The sequence below is a fragment of the Acinetobacter entericus genome (assembly GCF_026168575.1).
GTDB classification, from domain to species: Bacteria; Pseudomonadota; Gammaproteobacteria; order Pseudomonadales; family Moraxellaceae; genus Acinetobacter; species Acinetobacter bouvetii.
The window spans coordinates 37,721-54,722 of the sequence record NZ_JAPEQW010000003.1 but is presented as its reverse complement, the minus strand read 5'-3'; the positions used below and the strand labels follow the sequence as shown (position 1 = coordinate 54,722).

28 protein-coding genes and 1 pseudogene are annotated in these 17,002 nt (G+C 45.7%); 28 read left to right on the top strand and 1 reads right to left on the bottom strand.

Annotated features, from left to right (window positions below):
- Positions 1-11: 11 nt before the first annotated feature.
- From rpsS to OKC24_RS03075, 25 genes and pseudogenes are all read left to right on the top strand, one after another.
- Positions 12-287, top strand: a complete 276-nt coding sequence (gene rpsS, locus OKC24_RS03195; protein WP_004281508.1) for a 30S ribosomal protein S19 — start codon at positions 12-14, stop codon at positions 285-287.
- Positions 288-296: 9 nt separating this feature from the next.
- Positions 297-626 carry a 50S ribosomal protein L22 gene (gene rplV, locus OKC24_RS03190; RefSeq protein ID WP_001982638.1) on the top strand — a complete coding sequence of 110 codons (330 nt, stop codon included), beginning with the start codon at positions 297-299 and terminating at the stop codon, positions 624-626.
- Position 627: 1 nt separating this feature from the next.
- Positions 628-1,444 (top strand): annotated as a pseudogene (rpsC, locus tag OKC24_RS03185) (30S ribosomal protein S3).
- The gene (gene rplP, locus OKC24_RS03180) at positions 1,384-1,797 is read left to right on the top strand and encodes a 50S ribosomal protein L16 (RefSeq protein ID WP_005012983.1); all 414 of its coding nucleotides are present in this window, start codon (positions 1,384-1,386) and stop codon (positions 1,795-1,797) included. Before rpsC ends, rplP begins: the two are co-directional and overlap by 61 nt.
- Positions 1,797-1,994, top strand: coding sequence for a 50S ribosomal protein L29 (gene rpmC, locus OKC24_RS03175; protein ID WP_005012982.1), 198 nt, complete (start codon positions 1,797-1,799; stop codon positions 1,992-1,994). The genes rplP and rpmC overlap by 1 nt, the downstream gene beginning before the upstream one ends.
- Positions 1,991-2,248 (top strand): 30S ribosomal protein S17, encoded by a 258-nt coding sequence (gene rpsQ / locus OKC24_RS03170; RefSeq protein ID WP_005012981.1) that lies wholly within the window; start codon positions 1,991-1,993, stop codon positions 2,246-2,248. Before rpmC ends, rpsQ begins: the two co-directional genes overlap by 4 nt.
- 94 nt (positions 2,249-2,342) lie before the next feature.
- Positions 2,343-2,711, top strand: a complete 369-nt coding sequence (gene rplN / locus OKC24_RS03165; protein WP_005012978.1) for a 50S ribosomal protein L14 — start codon at positions 2,343-2,345, stop codon at positions 2,709-2,711.
- 9 nt (positions 2,712-2,720) lie between these two features.
- The gene (rplX, locus tag OKC24_RS03160) at positions 2,721-3,038 is read left to right on the top strand and encodes a 50S ribosomal protein L24 (protein ID WP_005012975.1); all 318 of its coding nucleotides are present in this window, start codon (positions 2,721-2,723) and stop codon (positions 3,036-3,038) included.
- Between the two features lie 16 nt (positions 3,039-3,054).
- Complete coding sequence (gene rplE / locus OKC24_RS03155) at positions 3,055-3,591, top strand: 50S ribosomal protein L5 (protein ID WP_005012973.1); 537 nt, start codon at positions 3,055-3,057, stop codon at positions 3,589-3,591.
- Between the two features lie 9 nt (positions 3,592-3,600).
- Entirely contained in the window at positions 3,601-3,906 is a 306-nt protein-coding gene (gene rpsN, locus OKC24_RS03150) for a 30S ribosomal protein S14 (RefSeq protein WP_005012971.1), read from the top strand.
- 10 nt (positions 3,907-3,916) lie between these two features.
- On the top strand, positions 3,917-4,312 hold the full coding sequence (rpsH, locus tag OKC24_RS03145; RefSeq protein WP_005012969.1) for a 30S ribosomal protein S8: 396 nt from the start codon (positions 3,917-3,919) through the stop codon (positions 4,310-4,312).
- A gap of 13 nt (positions 4,313-4,325) precedes the next feature.
- The gene (gene rplF, locus OKC24_RS03140) at positions 4,326-4,859 is read left to right on the top strand and encodes a 50S ribosomal protein L6 (RefSeq protein ID WP_005012966.1); all 534 of its coding nucleotides are present in this window, start codon (positions 4,326-4,328) and stop codon (positions 4,857-4,859) included.
- Positions 4,860-4,873: 14 nt separating this feature from the next.
- Positions 4,874-5,224 carry a 50S ribosomal protein L18 gene (gene rplR, locus OKC24_RS03135; RefSeq protein ID WP_005012963.1) on the top strand — a complete coding sequence of 117 codons (351 nt, stop codon included), beginning with the start codon at positions 4,874-4,876 and terminating at the stop codon, positions 5,222-5,224.
- Positions 5,225-5,226: 2 nt separating this feature from the next.
- Positions 5,227-5,724 (top strand): 30S ribosomal protein S5, encoded by a 498-nt coding sequence (rpsE, locus tag OKC24_RS03130; RefSeq protein WP_005012962.1) that lies wholly within the window; start codon positions 5,227-5,229, stop codon positions 5,722-5,724.
- A 6-nt stretch (positions 5,725-5,730) separates the two neighbouring features.
- Complete coding sequence (gene rpmD, locus OKC24_RS03125; RefSeq protein WP_005012961.1) at positions 5,731-5,907, top strand: 50S ribosomal protein L30; 177 nt, start codon at positions 5,731-5,733, stop codon at positions 5,905-5,907.
- A gap of 3 nt (positions 5,908-5,910) precedes the next feature.
- Positions 5,911-6,351, top strand: a complete 441-nt coding sequence (gene rplO / locus OKC24_RS03120; RefSeq protein WP_005012960.1) for a 50S ribosomal protein L15 — start codon at positions 5,911-5,913, stop codon at positions 6,349-6,351.
- 45 nt (positions 6,352-6,396) lie between these two features.
- Positions 6,397-7,716 carry a preprotein translocase subunit SecY gene (secY, locus tag OKC24_RS03115; protein ID WP_265464823.1) on the top strand — a complete coding sequence of 440 codons (1,320 nt, stop codon included), beginning with the start codon at positions 6,397-6,399 and terminating at the stop codon, positions 7,714-7,716.
- Positions 7,717-7,736: 20 nt separating this feature from the next.
- Entirely contained in the window at positions 7,737-7,853 is a 117-nt protein-coding gene (rpmJ, locus tag OKC24_RS03110) for a 50S ribosomal protein L36 (RefSeq protein ID WP_000867907.1), read from the top strand.
- Between the two features lie 107 nt (positions 7,854-7,960).
- Positions 7,961-8,317, top strand: a complete 357-nt coding sequence (rpsM, locus tag OKC24_RS03105; RefSeq protein ID WP_005012957.1) for a 30S ribosomal protein S13 — start codon at positions 7,961-7,963, stop codon at positions 8,315-8,317.
- Between the two features lie 19 nt (positions 8,318-8,336).
- Positions 8,337-8,723: a 30S ribosomal protein S11 gene (rpsK, locus tag OKC24_RS03100; protein ID WP_001040166.1), complete on the top strand. Its 387-nt coding sequence runs from the start codon at positions 8,337-8,339 to the stop codon at positions 8,721-8,723.
- Between the two features lie 12 nt (positions 8,724-8,735).
- Positions 8,736-9,362: a 30S ribosomal protein S4 gene (gene rpsD / locus OKC24_RS03095; RefSeq protein WP_004691294.1), complete on the top strand. Its 627-nt coding sequence runs from the start codon at positions 8,736-8,738 to the stop codon at positions 9,360-9,362.
- 17 nt (positions 9,363-9,379) lie between these two features.
- The gene (locus OKC24_RS03090) at positions 9,380-10,387 is read left to right on the top strand and encodes a DNA-directed RNA polymerase subunit alpha (protein WP_005012955.1); all 1,008 of its coding nucleotides are present in this window, start codon (positions 9,380-9,382) and stop codon (positions 10,385-10,387) included.
- An 18-nt stretch (positions 10,388-10,405) separates the two neighbouring features.
- Positions 10,406-10,771 carry a 50S ribosomal protein L17 gene (gene rplQ, locus OKC24_RS03085; protein WP_005012953.1) on the top strand — a complete coding sequence of 122 codons (366 nt, stop codon included), beginning with the start codon at positions 10,406-10,408 and terminating at the stop codon, positions 10,769-10,771.
- Positions 10,772-10,970: 199 nt separating this feature from the next.
- Positions 10,971-12,461, top strand: a complete 1,491-nt coding sequence (locus OKC24_RS03080) for a flavin-containing monooxygenase (protein WP_130143900.1) — start codon at positions 10,971-10,973, stop codon at positions 12,459-12,461.
- 159 nt (positions 12,462-12,620) lie between these two features.
- A complete protein-coding gene (locus tag OKC24_RS03075) occupies positions 12,621-13,406 on the top strand; it encodes an alpha/beta fold hydrolase (protein ID WP_165499128.1) in 786 nt (261 codons plus the stop codon).
- A 31-nt stretch (positions 13,407-13,437) separates the two neighbouring features.
- Here OKC24_RS03075 and OKC24_RS03070 read toward each other — a convergent pair whose 3' ends face one another.
- Complete coding sequence (locus OKC24_RS03070; RefSeq protein ID WP_131276109.1) at positions 13,438-14,610, bottom strand: acyl-CoA dehydrogenase family protein; 1,173 nt, start codon at positions 14,608-14,610, stop codon at positions 13,438-13,440.
- 183 nt (positions 14,611-14,793) lie between these two features.
- On the opposite strand from OKC24_RS03070, the gene OKC24_RS03065 reads away from it, so the two are divergent.
- The 3 genes from OKC24_RS03065 (at position 14,794) to OKC24_RS03055 (ending at position 16,986) form a co-directional block, all read left to right on the top strand.
- Positions 14,794-15,051: an FAD assembly factor SdhE gene (locus OKC24_RS03065; RefSeq protein WP_131276108.1), complete on the top strand. Its 258-nt coding sequence runs from the start codon at positions 14,794-14,796 to the stop codon at positions 15,049-15,051.
- The gene (locus OKC24_RS03060) at positions 15,044-15,427 is read left to right on the top strand and encodes a hypothetical protein (protein WP_131276107.1); all 384 of its coding nucleotides are present in this window, start codon (positions 15,044-15,046) and stop codon (positions 15,425-15,427) included. Before OKC24_RS03065 ends, OKC24_RS03060 begins: the two co-directional genes overlap by 8 nt.
- Before the next feature lie 515 nt (positions 15,428-15,942).
- Complete coding sequence (locus tag OKC24_RS03055; protein ID WP_131276106.1) at positions 15,943-16,986, top strand: hypothetical protein; 1,044 nt, start codon at positions 15,943-15,945, stop codon at positions 16,984-16,986.
- The last annotated feature ends 16 nt before the right edge of the window (positions 16,987-17,002 follow it).

Genomic DNA, 17,002 nt, shown 5'->3' with positions numbered 1-17,002 from the left:
GGAATCTGACAATGCCTCGTTCTCTGAAAAAAGGCCCATTCGTCGATGCGCACTTGTTCGCTAAGGTTGAAGCGGCTATCGCGGCTAATAACCGTAAGCCGATCAAAACTTGGTCGCGTCGTTCGATGATCCTCCCGGATTTTGTTGGTTTAACAATTTCTGTCCATAATGGCCGTAACCATGTTCCAGTGATCGTATCTGAACACATGGTTGGTCACAAACTAGGTGAATTCGCGCCAACTCGTACCTATCGTGGTCACGGTGTTGACAAGAAGTCTAAACGTTAAGGTGCTATGATGGAAGTTACTGCTAAATTACGCGGTGCCGCTATCTCGGCACAAAAGGCACGTTTGGTTGCAGACCTTATTCGCGGCAAATCTGTTGCGCATGCTTTAAATATCTTAAACTTCAGCAACAAAAAAGCTGCGGTTTTGGTTAAAAAAGCATTGGAATCTGCGATTGCAAACGCTGAACATAATAACAGTTTAGATGTAGACGACCTTAAAGTTTCTACGATTTACGTTGATGAAGGCATGAGCCTGAAACGTATTATGCCGCGTGCTAAAGGCCGTGCAGATCGTATTACTAAGCGTACTTGTCACATTACCGTTAAGGTAGGGGTTTGATATGGGTCAGAAGGTTCATCCAATCGGTATCCGCCTTGGTGTTGTAAAACGTCATAACGCCAACTGGTATGCGAGTCCGAAACAATACGCTGAATACTTGCTTAAAGATCTTCAAGTTCGTGAGTTTTTAACTAAAAAACTTAAGAATGCAATGATCAGCAATATTCTTATCGAACGTCCTACAGGCGCTGCTAAAATTACGATTAGCACTGCCCGTCCAGGTATCGTGATCGGTAAAAAAGGCGAAGACATTGAGAAATTACAACGCGAATTAACAGCCATTATGGGTGTTCCTGCGCAAGTAAGCATCAACGAAATCGATCGCCCAGACTTAGACGCTCGTTTAGTTGCTGAAGCAATTGCTTCTCAATTGGAAAAACGCGTAATGTTCCGCCGCGCTATGAAGCGTGCGGTGCAAAACTCTATGCGTGCTGGCGCTAAAGGTATCAAAGTTGAAGTTTCAGGCCGTCTTGGCGGTGCTGAGATTGCTCGTACTGAATGGTATCGTGAAGGACGTGTTCCTTTGCATACGCTTCGTGCTGACATCGACTATGCTACTATGCGTGCTGAGACTACTTACGGTACGATCGGCGTTAAAGTATGGGTATTCCGCGGCGAGATCTTGGGTGGCATGAAACAAGTCATGAACCCGGCTCCAGCTGAAGAACGTCCAGCTAAACGCGGTCGCGGTCGTGGTGAAGGTCAAGAGCGTCGTGGTCGTCGCAATGATCGTTCTGCTGAAAAAGGAGAATAATCCATGTTGCAACCTAAACGTACTAAATTCCGTAAAGTGCAAAAAGGCCGTAACACTGGCCTAGCGCACCGCGGTAGCTCTGTATCTTTTGGTACTATTGCGCTTAAATCAATTGAGCGCGGCCAAATGACAGCGCGTCAAATTGAAGCAGCGCGTCGTACAATCAGCCGTCGTATTAAGCGTGGTGGTAAGATCTTTATCCGTGTTTTCCCTGACAAGCCAATTACTGAAAAACCATTAGAAGTTCGTATGGGTAAAGGTAAAGGTTCTGTGGAATACTGGGTTTGCCAAATCAAACCAGGTAAAGTCTTGTACGAAATTGATGGTGTTAGCGAAGAATTGGCTCGCGAAGCGTTTACGCTTGCAGCTGCTAAGCTTCCGTTTAAAACCACTATCGTGACTCGGACGGTAATGTAATGAAAACTAATGATCTACGTGAAAAGTCGGTAGAAGAGTTGACAGCTTTGCTTGATGAGCAACAGCTTAACCAATTCCGTCTTCGTATGGCGAAAGCAACTGGTCAATTGGGTAAATCGCACGAAGTTGCGCTTACTCGTAAAACTATTGCTCGCATCAAGACACTCCTAACCGAAAAACAGGGGAACGGACAATGAGTGAGCAAACAGTTCGCACGTTAACCGGCAAAGTTGTAAGCGACAAGATGGACAAGTCTATCGTTGTGCTTATCGAACGCCGCGTTCAACACCCGTTGTATGGCAAATCAATCCGCCGTTCAACTAAATTACACGCTCATGATGAGAACAATACTGCTAAAACTGGCGATGTTGTAACCATCAAAGAATGCCGCCCAATGTCTAAAACTAAGTCTTGGACTTTAGTTTCAGTTATTGAAGCTGCAGCTGAGTAATTAACGTTCTGGTTGCATCATTGGTCAATTTCGAGTACTCTTTGAGCCTTTCGAAATTGCGACCGGTGATGCGACTCGGTTTTGGAGTAGGGCAATGATTCAAACCGAAAGTATGCTAGACGTAGCAGACAACAGTGGTGCTCGCCGCGTACAATGTATTAAAGTACTTGGTGGTTCACATCGTCGTTATGCTTCTGTTGGCGACATTATTAAAGTTACTGTAAAAGAAGCTATTCCGCGCGCACGTGTTAAAAAAGGTGACGTGATGAATGCTGTTGTTGTACGTACAAAATTCGGCATCCGTCGTGCAGATGGTTCTGTTATCCGTTTCGATGATAACGCAGCTGTTATTTTGAACAACAACAAAGCGCCGATTGCAACTCGTATTTTCGGACCAGTGACTCGTGAACTTCGTACTGAACAGTTCATGAAAATTATTTCACTGGCTCCTGAAGTTCTATAAGAGGCGATCATGGCTAAGATTAAAAAAGGCGATCAAGTAATTGTGATCGCAGGTAAAGAAAAAGGCAAACAAGGTACAGTTTTGTCTGTTTCTAATGACCGTGTTATGGTTGAAGGCCTTAACTTGGTTAAGAAGCATCAAAAGCCGAACCGTGCAACAGGTGCTGAAGGCGCTGTAGTTACACAGGAAGCTTCGCTTCACATCTCAAACGTGGCAATTTTTAATGCTGCAACCCAAAAGGCTGACCGTGTTGGTTACCAAGTGACTGAAGGCGTGAAAACTCGCGTTTACAAGTCAAATGGTGAATCAGTGGCGGTAGCGAAGTAATAGGTTGAAATAGGCAATGGCCAGACTTAAAACACGTTACAACGACGAACTTAAAGCTCAGTTACAAGAGACTTTAGCCGTTAAAAATGTGATGGAGATCCCTCGCATCACTAAAATCACCATCAACATGGGTGTTGGCGCAGCGTCTGCTGACAAAAAACTCCTTGATGGTGCTCTTGCTGATATGCAAGCGATTGCTGGTCAAAAACCAGTTCTTACATTAGCGCGCAAATCTATCGCTGGTTTTAAAATCCGTGATGGTTGGCCGATCGGCTGTAAAGTTACTTTACGCGGCGAACGCATGTATGAATTCTTAGACCGTTTGATCTCTATTGCGATCCCTCGTATTCGTGACTTCCGCGGTTTTTCTGCGAAATCATTCGATGGTCGTGGTAACTACTCAATGGGTCTCAAGGAACAAATCATGTTCCCTGAAATCGATTTTGATAAGATTGATCGTATTCGTGGTATGGATATTACCATTACTACGACTGCTCGCACCGATGACGAAGGCCGTGCGCTTATGCGTGCATTCGGCTTCCCGTTCAAATAAGAGGTCGATATGGCTAAGAAAGGCATGATTAATCGCGAATTGAAACGCGAAAAAACTGTTGCTAAATACGCTGCAAAACGTGCTGAATTAAAAGCAATTATTGCAAACGTAAATGCATCAGACGAAGAACGTTTCGAAGCGATGATGAAATTTCAAGCATTACCACGTAATGCATCTCCAGTACGTCTGCGTAACCGTTGTGGTTTAACTGGTCGTCCTCATGGCTTTTTCCGCAAGTTCGGCTTAAGCCGCAACAAACTGCGTGAAACAGTAATGCAAGGTGATGTACCGGGCGTTGTTAAGGCAAGCTGGTAAGGAGCAATATATGAGTATGCAAGATACCGTTGCCGACATGCTAACACGTGTTCGTAACGCACAAATGGCGAAGAAACAAACTGTTTCTATGCCAAATTCTAAGTTGAAAGTTGCGATTGCGAACGTACTTCAACAAGAAGGTTATATTTCAAATGTAGAAGTTGCTGACAATGAAGGCAAAGCTACTTTGACTATTACTTTAAAATATTTCGAAGGCAAGCCAGTAATCGATACTGTTAAGCGCGTAAGCCGTCCAGGCCTTCGCCAATACCGCGGTAAAGATGCACTTCCGAGCGTTAAGCAAGGTTTGGGTATTGCAATTGTTTCTACAAGCAAAGGCATCATGACTGATCGCGCTGCACGTGCTGCAGGTATCGGTGGTGAAGTTATTGCTTTTGTTTCTTAATAGGTGATTCCTCATGTCTCGTGTGGCTAAAGCCCCAGTAACTGTACCTAACGGTGTAACAGTTACTCAGAACGGCCGGCAGGTCGAAGTGAAAGGCAGCAAAGGTACGTTGTCTTTCAACCTGCATGCGCTGGTCGAGCTTAAACAGGAAGACGGTATTTTAGCGATTGCTCCAAAAGCTGAGTCGAAAGACGCTTGGATGCAAGCTGGTACTGCTCGCGCTGTGTTAAACAACCTTGTAAAAGGTGTTAGCGAAGGCTTCGAACGTAAGTTGCAGCTTATCGGTGTAGGTTATAAAGCTGCGGTTAAAGGTAATGTTGTTAACCTTAACCTTGGTTTCTCTCACCCGATCGATTACAACCTTCCAGAAGGTGTAACTGCTGAAACTCCGACTGCAACAGAAATCGTGCTTAAATCAGCTGATAAAGCTGCTTTGGGTCAAGTTGCTGCAGAAATCCGTGGTTACCGTCCGCCAGAGCCTTATAAAGGTAAAGGTGTTCGTTATTCTGACGAAGTTGTACTTCGTAAAGAAGCTAAGAAGAAATAAGGCGCGAGGTTCTTATGAACGAAAAGAAACAAACCCGTTTGCGTCGTGCGAAAAGCACACGCTTGCACATCCGTGCATTGGGTGCGACTCGTTTGTGTGTAAACCGCACTCCGCGTCACATCTATGCTCAAGTTATTTCAGCAGATGGTGGCAAAGTATTAGCGCAAGCTTCTACTTTAGACGCTACTCTACGTGCTGGTACAACTGGTAATGTTGAAGCAGCTCAAAAAGTAGGTGCTTTAATCGCCGAACGTGCTAAAGCAGCTGGCGTTACTAAAGTTGCATTTGACCGTTCTGGTTTTAAATATCATGGTCGTATCAAAGCCTTGGCTGATGCTGCTCGTGAAAACGGCTTGGAGTTCTAATCATGGCTAAAGTTGAACAAAACGAAGGTCTTGTTGAAAAGCTGGTTGCCGTTGATCGTGTAGCCAAAGTTGTTAAGGGTGGTCGTATCTTCTCTTTCACAGCATTGACTGTGGTAGGTGATGGTAATGGTCGCGTAGGTTTTGGTCGCGGTAAAGCGCGTGAAGTTCCGGCTGCTATTTCTAAAGCGCTTGAAGCTGCTCGTCGCAACATGATTACTGTTGATCTTGTTGACGGTACTGTTCAGCATCCTATTAATGCTCGTCACGGTGCTAGCCGTGTTTACATGCAGCCTGCTTCTGAAGGTACTGGTGTAATCGCTGGTGGCGCTATGCGTGCAGTTTTAGAAGCTGTTGGCGTACGTAACGTGTTGACAAAATGTTATGGTTCTACAAACGCTGCGAACGTTGTAAATGCGACTTTTAACGGTCTGCGCGATATGACTTCTCCAGAGAAAGTTGCTGCTAAACGCGGTCTTTCTGTAGAACAAATTCAAGGGTAATCAATCATGAAAACGATTAAAGTTACCCAGACTAAATCTTCATCGCACCGCTTGAAAAATCACAAGCTTAGCCTTAAAGGTTTAGGTCTGCGTCGTATTGGTCATACTGTAGAAGTTCAAGATACACCTTCTAACCGCGGTATGATCAACCAAGTCTACTATATGGTTAGTGTAGAGGAATAAGCCATGACTCTGCGTTTAAATACAATTGCGCCAGCAGAAGGCGCTAAGCGTGACAACCTTCGTCTAGGCCGTGGTATCGGTTCTGGCGTTGGTAAGACTGGTGGCCGTGGTGTCAAAGGTCAAAACTCACGTAAGAGCGGTGGTACACGTCCTGGTTTCGAAGGCGGTCAAACTGCGCTATATCGCCGTTTGCCTAAGTTCGGTTTCACTAGCCAGTTGGCTTTGAAAACTGCTGAAGTACGTTTATCAGAACTTGCTAAAGTTGAAGGTGATCTTGTTTCACTTGAAACTTTAAAAGCTGCGAATGTTGTACGTAAAGATATGCTTCGTGCACGTATCGTACTTTCTGGTGAAATTACTCGAGCTTTCACTGTTCAAGGTGTTGCATTGACTAAAGGCGCTAAAGCTGCTGTTGAAGCTGCTGGCGGTAAAGTCGAGGAGTAATTCCCAGTGTCTATGACTCCTAGTTCTTCAGGTCATGTCAATATGATGAAAGGTCAGCCGTTTCATGTGAAATACCGTGAAATCATACGCCGAATGATGTTCCTCATTGGTGCTTTGCTGGTTTTTCGGCTAGGAGCGCATATTCCAGTGCCGGGCATTAATAATGCGGCTCTAGAAAATCTGTTTAATGCAAACCAGGGGACAATCCTTGGTTTGTTTAACATGTTTTCTGGCGGCGCATTAGAGCGGATGTCAATTCTTGCTTTGGGAATCATGCCGTATATTTCAGCGTCTATTATTGTGCAGCTGATGTCTACAGTGATTCCGTCACTTGAAGCTTTGAAAAAAGAAGGTGAACAGGGCAAGCGCAAGATTAATCAGTATACGCGTCAAGGCACGCTGTTTCTTGCACTCGTGCAGGCTGTCGGAATGTGTGCAGGCTTAATCAGTCAAGGGATTACCTTGAACTCTGGTTTGGCCTTCTACGTTCCAGCAGTCACTTCACTGGTGGCAGGGACAATGTTCCTGATGTGGCTGGGTGAGCAAATTACTGAACGCGGAGTAGGGAATGGTATTTCCATGATCATCTTCGCCGGTATTGTTGCAGGCCTGCCGAACTTAGTTCTGCGGTCTTTATCCTCTACAGACAATGGTCAAACCAGCTTAATTGGGCTGGCTATTTTTGGCCTGCTGTCCTTAGCTGTGCTGGCTGCGATTGTGTTTATTGAGAAGGCGCAGCGTCGCATCCCAGTAAACTATGCGCAAAAGCAGCAAGGCCGCCGCGTATTTTCTGCTCAGCAGTCACATTTGCCATTAAAGATTAATATGGCGGGTGTAATTCCGGCAATTTTTGCCAGCTCATTGCTTTTGTTCCCTGCGAGCTTAGGCCAGTGGGTAGGAAGCGCTGATCCGAATGCTGGAGTTATCAAGCGAAGCCTGCAAGATTTGGCGCTCGTATTGTCACCTGGACAGCCGTTATATTTGGTGCTCTTTGGTGCGTTAATTATCTTCTTCTGTTATTTCTATACTGCGCTGGTTTTTAGCCCAAAAGAAGTGTCAGAGAACCTTAAACGCAGCGGAGCTTATGTGCCGGGTATTCGTCCAGGAGAGCAAACTGCTCGTTACTTAGATCATATTCTCAACCGGTTGACGTTTATCGGTGCGATTTACATCACAATCATCTGTTTAATGCCGATGATCTTGCAAAGCTCGTTTGGCATTCCATTCAGCTTAGGCGGAACATCTTTACTGATCGTTGTGGTGGTTGTTATGGACTTCATGGCTCAGCTTCAAGCCCATTTGACTTCGCATCAGTACGACAATCGATCGTTAATGAGAAAAACGACTGCTCATCCTAAGGGATAAGCGCACTTAGAGGTTTCATCATGAAAGTACAAGCTTCTGTAAAGAAAATTTGTGGTAGCTGTAAAGTTATCCGTCGTAATGGGGTTATTCGCGTAATTTGCAGCGCAGAACCTCGTCATAAGCAGCGTCAAGGTTAATCTGATCAAGACCTGTTGATTTCAGTAGGCTAATTAGGTTATTATCCGCCCCTCAAGATTTTTGTGGGGCGGTTGATTGTCTTAACTGCCTTTTTGGAGAAAATTGAATGGCTCGTATTGCCGGTGTAAACATTCCGGATAACAAGCATGCTGTTATCTCTCTCACGTATATCTTCGGTATTGGCCGTCACACTGCTAAGAACATCTTAGCTGCTGCTGGCATCGCTACTACTACTAAGATCCGTGAATTAGACGACGCTCAGCTTGATGCGATTCGTGCAGAAGTTGCTAAGGTTCCGACCGAAGGTGACTTGCGTCGCGAAATTTCCATGAACATCAAACGTTTAATGGATTTAGGCTGCTACCGCGGTCTTCGTCATCGTCGCAGCTTGCCTGTCCGCGGTCAACGCACCAAAACTAACGCACGTACCCGTAAAGGTCCGCGCAAACCAATTAAGAAATAAGATTTCTGGAAGCTAAAAGATGGCTAAAGATACTCGCACACGCAAGAAGGTCACTCGTACCGTCTCTGAAGGTGTTGCACACATTCACGCTTCTTTTAATAACACCATTGTGACTATTACCGATCGTCAAGGTAATGCACTGGCTTGGGCTACCTCTGGTGGACAAGGCTTCCGTGGATCACGTAAATCAACTCCGTTTGCTGCTCAGGTAGCTGCTGAAGTTGCTGGTAAAGCTGCTTTAGACTACGGTTTGAAAAACTTGGACGTCCTTGTAAAAGGTCCTGGTCCTGGTCGTGAATCTGCGGTTCGTGCTTTAGGTGCAGTGGGTTATAAAATTAACAGCATTACCGATGTGACGCCAATCCCGCACAACGGTTGCCGTCCACCTAAAAAACGTCGCGTGTAAGGAGAAACATTCATGGCTCGTTATATTGGTCCAAAATGCAAACTCTCTCGCCGCGAAGGGACAGACCTGCAATTAAAATCTGGCGTTAAACCTTTTGACGTCAAAACTAAAAAAGCTGCTAAAGCTCCTGGCCAGCATGGCGGAGCTCGTGGCGGAAAACAGTCTGAGTATTCACTACAATTACGTGAAAAACAAAAAGTACGTCGCATGTACGGTGTTTTAGAGCGTCAATTTAGTAACTACTACAAAGAAGCTGCTCGTGTTAAAGGCGCAACAGGTGAAAACTTGTTGAAATTGCTTGAAAGCCGCCTGGATAACGTTGTTTATCGCATGGGTTTTGGTTCTACACGTGCAGAAGCTCGTCAGCTGGTATCTCACCGTTCAATCACTTTAAATGGCCGCCGCGTTAACATCGCGTCTATCCAAGTTAAAGCGGGTGACGTGATTGCAGTTCACGAAGGCGCTAAACAGCAATTGCGTATCAAAAACGCAGTTGAATTAGCCGCTCAACGTGGTATTCCTTCTTGGATGGAAATTGACCATTCTAAGCTGGAAGGTACTTTTAAAGCTGCACCAGATCGTTCTGATTTACCTGCTGAAATCAACGAAAGCTTGATTGTAGAATTGTATTCTAAATAATCCTTGAGGTAGCAATAATGACGCGTACTGCAAATGAGTTTCTAACACCGCAAGCGATTAAAGTCGAAGCGGCAAGCGGGACCTCGGCAAAAGTTATTCTAGAACCTTTAGAGCGTGGTTTTGGCCACACTCTGGGCAATGCTTTACGTCGCATCCTACTTTCTTCTTTACCTGGCGCTGCTGTGGTTGAAGTTGAAATTGAAGGTGTCGAGCACGAGTACAGTACTTTGGAAGGCTTGCAGCAGGACATCGTCGAGCTCTTGCTGAACCTGAAAGGATTGTCTATTAAGCTGTTCGATCAAAATGAAGCTTATTTGACATTGGAAAAACAAGGTCCTGGCGACGTTACTGCTGCCGACCTTCGTTTACCTCATAATGTTGAAGTGGTTAACCCTGAACATGTGATCGGCACTCTAAGTGCCTCAGGCAATCTTAAGATGCGCCTGAAAGTTGCTCAAGGCCGCGGCTATGAGACTTCTGACTCACGCTTCCCAGAGGGCGAAACTCGTCCAGTGGGCCGCCTGCAGCTGGATGCGTCTTACAGCCCGATCAAGCGCGTGTCTTACACAGTTGAAAATGCTCGTGTAGAACAGCGTACGGATCTTGATAAATTGATCATTGATCTTGAAACAAATGGTACTGTTGATCCTGAAGAAGCGATCCGCAAAGCTGCGACTATTTTGCAGCAGCAAATTGCGATTTTCGTTGACCTTCAGAAAGACCAGGCGCCAGTTGCTCAAGAGCCTCGTGAAGAAGTTGATCCAATCTTGCTTCGTCCAGTAGATGATCTAGAGCTTACTGTTCGTTCTGCTAACTGTTTGAAAGCAGAAAATATTTACTACATTGGCGATCTTGTTCAACGCACTGAAGTTGAGTTGTTAAAAACTCCTAACTTAGGTAAAAAATCGTTGACTGAGATTAAAGATGTTCTAGCTTCGAAGGGCTTGCAGCTCGGCATGCGTTTAGAAAACTGGCCACCAGCTAGTTTACGCATGGACGACCGCTTTGCCTACCGCAGCCGTTAATTAAGTAGGACTATCACCATGCGTCATCGTAATAGTGGTGTGAAATTAGGCCGTACAAGCAGTCATCGTAAAGCGATGTTCCAAAACATGGCAAACTCTTTGTTTGAGCACGAGTTGATTAAAACAACTGTGCCTAAAGCGAAAGAGTTGCGTCGTGTAGCTGAGCCTTTAATCACTTTAGCTAAAGTCGATTCTGTAGCAAACCGCCGTTTAGCGTTTGCTCGTACTCGTTCAGCAGCAACTGTTGGTAAATTATTTACCGTTCTTGGCCCTCGTTACAAAGAACGTAACGGCGGTTATCTACGTGTGCTTAAAGCGGGCTTCCGCGCAGGTGATGCTGCGCCGATGGCTTACGTTGAGCTTGTAGATCGCGAAGTTAACTAATTTCGCTCAAGAATAGCGTTTGCTGTTCTAAAAGGCTGGTTGCAAAACCAGCCTTTTTTATTGCCCGATTGTCAGGCAATTTTTTATTTTGTCCCAATATGATAAGAAAAACGCGCTGTTTTATATAAACTTGACATTGTGTATTGTCAAATTTATGCTTTAATAAAATCATAAAGTTGAAACAGGTTAAAAGAACAATATGCAAAAAAATGTTGATATTCTGATTGTCGGTGCCGGTATTTCGGGTATTGGTATTGCCGCGCATTTGGCAAAAAACTGCCCGCAGAGATCGTTTGAAATTATTGAGCGCCGCGAAAGCTTTGGCGGCACATGGGATCTGTTTAAATATCCAGGCATCCGTTCTGACTCTGACATGTCAACGTTTGGCTTTAATTTTAAGCCATGGAAAAAAGCCAGTGTTTTGGCGGATGGTTCCGCTATTAAAGGCTATTTGGCAGAAGTTTTAGATGAGTTTCATTTAAAGCAAAAAATCCATTTTCAGCACCGGGTGCTATCAGCAAACTATGATTCTGCCAGCTGCAAGTGGCAGGTTGAGATTGAAAACAGCAAGCAGCAAAAAGAAACATGGATTGCGAACTTTGTGCTGGGCTGCACTGGCTATTATAATTATGATCAGGGTTTTCAGCCTGATTTCCCAAATCAGACGCAATTTAAAGGCCAGTTTATTCATCCGCAGCATTGGCCTGAAAATCTGGATTACAGCGGAAAGAAGGTGGTGATCATCGGCAGCGGCGCGACTGCAATTACGCTCGTGCCTGCTATGGCGAAAGGGGGGGCGGGGCATGTGACCATGCTGCAGCGTTCTCCGACTTATATTGCGTCTATTCCATCTGTAGATATGATTTACGACAAAATGCGCAAAATCTTGCCTGAAGATGCCGCATACAAATTAACGCGCGCCCGCAATATCGGCGTACAGCGGGCTGTTTATGCGATTGCGCAGAAGCAGCCGAAATTGCTGCGTAAATTTTTACTGAAATCCATTGAGCTGCAGCTAAAAGGCAAAGTGGATATGAAACACTTTACTCCAACATATAACCCTTGGGATCAGCGTTTATGCGTTGTGCCTGATGGCGATTTGTTTAAAATCCTGCGTGAAGGGCGCGCCAGTGTTGAAACGGATCAAATTGAGCGCTTTACTGAACATGGCATTCTGCTGAAGTCCGGCAAGCATCTGGAAGCTGATATTATTGTGTCGGCCACAGGGCTGAATATTCAGATCCTAGGCGGCATACAGGCTTCCATTGACGGCAAGCCGCTGAATACTTCGCAGCATATGCTGTATCAAGGGATTATGGTGAGTGATGTGCCGAATATGGCGATGATTATTGGCTACATCAATGCATCGTGGACGCTGAAAGTGGATATCGCATCTGAATATATTTGCCGCTTGCTGAACTATATGGATGCCAACCAGTATGACCAGGTGATTGCGGAAGGGGATGCCACGCAGCTTGAACAGGATACGGTGATGGGCAGTTTGAGCTCTGGCTATATTGCCCGCGCCGCGGATTCTATGCCAAAACAAGGCAAAAGCGGGCCTTGGCATGTGACCAATAATTATTTGGCTGACCGTAAAGCGCTTAAAAAGGCCAGTTTTGAAGACCGTATTTTGAAGTTTAAAAAGAAGTCATCTCAGGCCGCTGCTAAGCCTCGAATAGCTTCTTAATCGTTGTATGTTTGTATTTTAAAGGGAGTCTCAAGGCTCCCTTTTTAATTTATAAATTCGAAAATGCTTTCAATCTATGACCCGAGAGGTCAGGTTTTGAAGATTAAAATTTGTCAGAATATTTGTCATATTCGCTATAGCGTTGGTTAGGGAAGCATTATGACATTAAGGATTCAATCCATTGACTTGCAGACAGCCTATGGCTGCATCTATATAAAATCATGGGTTCAGCTGCATGCAGAATTGGCGCCGATCATTTTGCTGCATGATTCGCTGGGCAGTGTCGACTTATGGCGCGATTTTCCTCTGCTGCTGTCGGAAAAAACCGGGCGGACAGTCCATGCCTATGACCGTGCCGGTTTCGGCCAGTCTTCGGCTGCCTCCCAGCGTCCCAATTTAGATTTCATTGCGGCTGAATCACAAACGGTTTTTGCTGCAGTCGCAGCATCGCTGGCTTTAGGGCATTTCATCGTCATGGGGCACAGTGTAGGCGGCGGAATGTCAGCATGCATTGCTGCGGACTATGCAGATCAATGCAGAGGCCTGATCACGATTTCTGCGCAGTCGATGCTGGAGGATCTAACGGTGCGGGGCATTCAAGAAGCGAAACAGGGCTTTGCTCAGCCCGGCCAGCTGGATCGGCTGGCGAAATATCATGGAGATAAAGCGCAATGGGTGCTGGATGCATGGACGGAAACATGGTGTGACCCAATGTTTGCAGGTTGGGATTTAGCTGAATATTTGGAGCGCGTGTATTGTCCAAATTTGGTCCTGCATGGCGAGGTGGATGAATATGGCAGTTCTATACAGGCTGAACGCTTTGCGGAATTAACCCAAGGACCGTCGGCGCTTTATATTCTGTCAGGCCTGCATCATATGCCGCATAAAGAAAACCCGGAATTGGCCGTGAACTTGATTGCTGAGTTTTTAGCACCTCTGGAATAGAAAAGCCTTCATGAGAAGGCTGATTTTATGATTATAGGCTTCGGGAAATCAGTTCTTTCATAATTTCATTGGTGCCGGCATAGATGCGATTGGCGCGGTTATCAATATAGGCGCGGGCAATTGGGTATTCCAGCATATAGCCATAGCCGCCATGCAGTTGCAGGCACTCATCGACAACTTTAGAAAACATCTCTGAAATTTTATATTTGGCGGCTGCCGCAGCGTCAATGCCGAGGCTTTCTGAAAGCTGAAGCTCCATGCAGCGGTCTAAATAGGCGCGGCAGAAATCAATCTCTGTACGCAGCTCCGCCAGCTTGAAGCGGGTGTTTTGAAAGCTGGATATACTTTTGCCAAAGGCTTTACGGTCTTTGGTGTATTGCACGGTATGGGCAAATGCTGCTTCTGCGCCGGCTTGGCAGATAATTGCGACCAGCATGCGTTCCCAGGCCAATTCCTTCATCAGCATCATAAAGCCCATGCCTTCCATGCCGAGCAGGTTTTCTTTAGGCACACGGACATTATCGAAAAAAAGCTCGCAGGTATCCTGGCCTTTCATGCCGATTTTATTTAACGGCTTGCCTTTGCTGAAACCTGTGCGGCCGGCTTCCACCATGATCAGTGATAAGTTGGCGGAGCCTTTTTCATTGTGCCCTGTTTTGCAGACCACAATCGCCATATCGCATAAGTAGCCATTGGTAATGAAAATTTTTGAACCATTAATCACATAGTCATCGCCATCCAAAACAGCAGACGTTCTGACGGCTTGCAAATCTGAACCTGTGCCGGGTTCCGTCATGGCGATGGCGGTCACGCATGCGCCGCTGGCCATTTTCGGCAGCCAAGACTGCTTTTGCTGTTCATTGCCGAAGTTGCTGATGTAATTGGCGACAATATCTGAATGCAGCGAAAAACCGGTAGCAGAATCCATGGCATAAGCCTGCTCTTCAATTAAGATCATGCTGTACAGGCGGTCAACGCCCGATCCGCCATAGGCTTCGGAGATCGTCGTGCAGAGCAGGCCCAATTCACCGGCCTTATTCCATAAATCCCGGTCTACATGCTGCTGCTGCTCATATCGGGCAATATTCGGCACGACTTCTTTTTCATAAAACTTGCGCACGGTATCGCGGAATGCTTCATGCTCTTCATTCAGCAGTTTACGCGGCAGCATATTAGGGATGGGGCGTATAGCGCCTGACTGCATTGTGATCTTCCTTGTTTTTATAAATATGCAAACAAACTATAAGAAGCGCTGCGGCACAGCAATGAGCTGAATGTTCAAAACAGGAAGATTTGCTGGCGGATTTCGCCAATTTGCAGAATAGATGCGAACAAAGCGCTTTGGATGGGGTAAAATACGCGGGATTTAAAATGATTGGGGAATAAGATGAGTGATGAAATCACGTTAGAAGAACGTAAAGTAATTTATCGTGCGCGCCGCGGCTTAAAAGAAATTGATGTGTACTTTGATCCCTATGTTAAAAATTATTATTTGCAGGCGGATGCTTTTGAAAAAGCAATGTTTGCAGAGCTCGTTGAACAGGAAGATCCAGACCTGCTGGACTGGTTTATGGAAGTCAGCGAACCGCCCCGTCCTGAATTGAAAGCTTTTATTCAGAAGCTAAAACATTATATTCATGGATAAATGCAGTTTTCAGCTGCAGCGCAGCTATTTGGCGCTGCTGTTTCAGCTGTGTATTTTCAGTGTACTCATGACGGTTTTGCATCAACTGCTGCCATTTGCATTATGGTGCGGTTTTTTATTGCTCGGCGCTGTCATATACCTGCTGTTTTACCGTAAAGCGCCGAAAATTACCGGGCTGGATTACCTTGATGGCAAAGAATGGACGATCTCCGCGGCGGGCGGTCAGCATCGGGCGCATATCAGCCATATCGTGGATCATCAGGCCTATATTGTGGTTTATTTTCAGCATGCACGCGCAAAACCGATCATCGTCTGGTGTGATCAAATGCCATTCCGGCAATGGAAATCCTTTAAAGTATTGGCCAAAATGATCTGATTGTCTGACACTTTAAGATTTTTCAATAATAAAAATGTAAATAATAACAATGTATTGAGTGCGGTTTGAATTGCTGTTGTCAGACAGAATTTTATATTATTGGCATAATATACCGATTGTCAGACAAGATTGAATCTGCTGCCCGCCCATTTTATGTACATTATCTTTACCAACAGCAAGCGGAGATCAAGATGGATTATCCAACTTGGATGTTTCTGGCAGCAGCAATTGTGTTAGCGATCGTTGTAGGACGGCTAGGAACGGTGCTGAAGGAACGATTTGCATCAGATTAAGTGTTTAGGCACTTTACCCTTTAATAAGCAGCATGTGCTGAACCGTCGCAATGCTGCTTTTTTTTGCCTAAAATTTGGCACTTATAAAAAAACAGTCAATTTCACATCTTAGAATTCATGGCAAAGTGTAGTCCTAAATTAGAGTAAATACTCTTTAATTCAGAAATTGCTTCTGATATGTTTGTCGTTATGGACATAAACACAATTATAGAGGACAGGAAAATGTCGAGCGTCCAAAAAATAGGCCAGGGTATGGCTGCAATAGTAATAACAACGACTTTATTATCGGGTTGTTCACAGGTTGTGAAAACAGGCGCCAATGTTGCGCTCGGATTTACCGAAAATCATATTGTACCGCCTATTTTAGCCATGGATGATGCTGAAATGGTCTGCAATTCAGGCAATTCATTGACCCCAGCCATTATGGCGACTAAAGATATGGGAGCTGATCCAACCCGTGTCGCGGTACTGATGTATTCTGCTGCCGGCATTTGCGCGGAGCAAAAAGCGCTGGATTCAGAGTTGCGTTACCTGCGCGCATCGAGAGCAAATCAAGTCTCTGAGGCGCAGGACGCCCGCATTGAACAGAAGCGCTGGGCGGCGCTGGCAGCGCAGCGCCAGTATACAGGCTATCAGCTCTTTCAAAGCCGCTATGAAAAGAAATACAAGAAAGCTTTAGGTGAAAGCTGTCCAAAGATGAACAGCGATATAGAGCAAACCGTTTATCTGCTGGGCATGCTGAGCGGCCTGCAGTCTATGACCAATGACATTAACTCGGGCGGCGCTGTGAATGTGCCGAAAGATATTGCAGCGGTGGTAGAGCGCGGCATGACCTGCCTGAATAATGAGAAATTCTGGGGCGCGCCGGAAGCGACCCGCGCAGTAATTTGGACATTGCTGCCGGGCGCCGGAGACGGCAAGCCAGATCCGTATCAAACGCTGAAGCAGTCGACGCAAATCGGCGAGAAAAAAGGCGTGCGCCTGTCGCATGCGATGTATGCCGTGGCCGCGCAAGCCAGCGGCGATGATGCGAAAATACGTGATGCGCTTAAAACCTTTGCTCAAGCGCGCAGTGATGAAAAGCCGGTTAATCCGCAATTCAAATTAATTGACAGTATGGCAGCGTCCATGGTGAAAGGCATTTCAGACCGCTATTGGACAGAACATACCGGTGTACGCACAGCGGATGACGGCATGGAGCAGTTCTGGGATGAGTCAGGAAACTCATCAGATTTGGATGAATTGTTTGATGCAAAGAGTGAATGAATCTGAATCAGCAGAA

Coding starts and splice junctions, on each gene's coding strand:
- rpsS (WP_004281508.1), top strand. CDS start 12: ATGCCTCGTTCTCTGAAAAAAGGCCCATTCGTCGATGCGCACTTGTTC.
- rplV (WP_001982638.1), top strand. CDS start 297: ATGGAAGTTACTGCTAAATTACGCGGTGCCGCTATCTCGGCACAAAAG.
- rplP (WP_005012983.1), top strand. CDS start 1,384: ATGTTGCAACCTAAACGTACTAAATTCCGTAAAGTGCAAAAAGGCCGT.
- rpmC (WP_005012982.1), top strand. CDS start 1,797: ATGAAAACTAATGATCTACGTGAAAAGTCGGTAGAAGAGTTGACAGCT.
- rpsQ (WP_005012981.1), top strand. CDS start 1,991: ATGAGTGAGCAAACAGTTCGCACGTTAACCGGCAAAGTTGTAAGCGAC.
- rplN (WP_005012978.1), top strand. CDS start 2,343: ATGATTCAAACCGAAAGTATGCTAGACGTAGCAGACAACAGTGGTGCT.
- rplX (WP_005012975.1), top strand. CDS start 2,721: ATGGCTAAGATTAAAAAAGGCGATCAAGTAATTGTGATCGCAGGTAAA.
- rplE (WP_005012973.1), top strand. CDS start 3,055: ATGGCCAGACTTAAAACACGTTACAACGACGAACTTAAAGCTCAGTTA.
- rpsN (WP_005012971.1), top strand. CDS start 3,601: ATGGCTAAGAAAGGCATGATTAATCGCGAATTGAAACGCGAAAAAACT.
- rpsH (WP_005012969.1), top strand. CDS start 3,917: ATGAGTATGCAAGATACCGTTGCCGACATGCTAACACGTGTTCGTAAC.
- rplF (WP_005012966.1), top strand. CDS start 4,326: ATGTCTCGTGTGGCTAAAGCCCCAGTAACTGTACCTAACGGTGTAACA.
- rplR (WP_005012963.1), top strand. CDS start 4,874: ATGAACGAAAAGAAACAAACCCGTTTGCGTCGTGCGAAAAGCACACGC.
- rpsE (WP_005012962.1), top strand. CDS start 5,227: ATGGCTAAAGTTGAACAAAACGAAGGTCTTGTTGAAAAGCTGGTTGCC.
- rpmD (WP_005012961.1), top strand. CDS start 5,731: ATGAAAACGATTAAAGTTACCCAGACTAAATCTTCATCGCACCGCTTG.
- rplO (WP_005012960.1), top strand. CDS start 5,911: ATGACTCTGCGTTTAAATACAATTGCGCCAGCAGAAGGCGCTAAGCGT.
- secY (WP_265464823.1), top strand. CDS start 6,397: ATGAAAGGTCAGCCGTTTCATGTGAAATACCGTGAAATCATACGCCGA.
- rpmJ (WP_000867907.1), top strand. CDS start 7,737: ATGAAAGTACAAGCTTCTGTAAAGAAAATTTGTGGTAGCTGTAAAGTT.
- rpsM (WP_005012957.1), top strand. CDS start 7,961: ATGGCTCGTATTGCCGGTGTAAACATTCCGGATAACAAGCATGCTGTT.
- rpsK (WP_001040166.1), top strand. CDS start 8,337: ATGGCTAAAGATACTCGCACACGCAAGAAGGTCACTCGTACCGTCTCT.
- rpsD (WP_004691294.1), top strand. CDS start 8,736: ATGGCTCGTTATATTGGTCCAAAATGCAAACTCTCTCGCCGCGAAGGG.
- OKC24_RS03090 (WP_005012955.1), top strand. CDS start 9,380: ATGACGCGTACTGCAAATGAGTTTCTAACACCGCAAGCGATTAAAGTC.
- rplQ (WP_005012953.1), top strand. CDS start 10,406: ATGCGTCATCGTAATAGTGGTGTGAAATTAGGCCGTACAAGCAGTCAT.
- OKC24_RS03080 (WP_130143900.1), top strand. CDS start 10,971: ATGCAAAAAAATGTTGATATTCTGATTGTCGGTGCCGGTATTTCGGGT.
- OKC24_RS03075 (WP_165499128.1), top strand. CDS start 12,621: ATGACATTAAGGATTCAATCCATTGACTTGCAGACAGCCTATGGCTGC.
- OKC24_RS03070 (WP_131276109.1), bottom strand. CDS start 14,610: ATGCAGTCAGGCGCTATACGCCCCATCCCTAATATGCTGCCGCGTAAA.
- OKC24_RS03065 (WP_131276108.1), top strand. CDS start 14,794: ATGAGTGATGAAATCACGTTAGAAGAACGTAAAGTAATTTATCGTGCG.
- OKC24_RS03060 (WP_131276107.1), top strand. CDS start 15,044: ATGGATAAATGCAGTTTTCAGCTGCAGCGCAGCTATTTGGCGCTGCTG.
- OKC24_RS03055 (WP_131276106.1), top strand. CDS start 15,943: ATGTCGAGCGTCCAAAAAATAGGCCAGGGTATGGCTGCAATAGTAATA.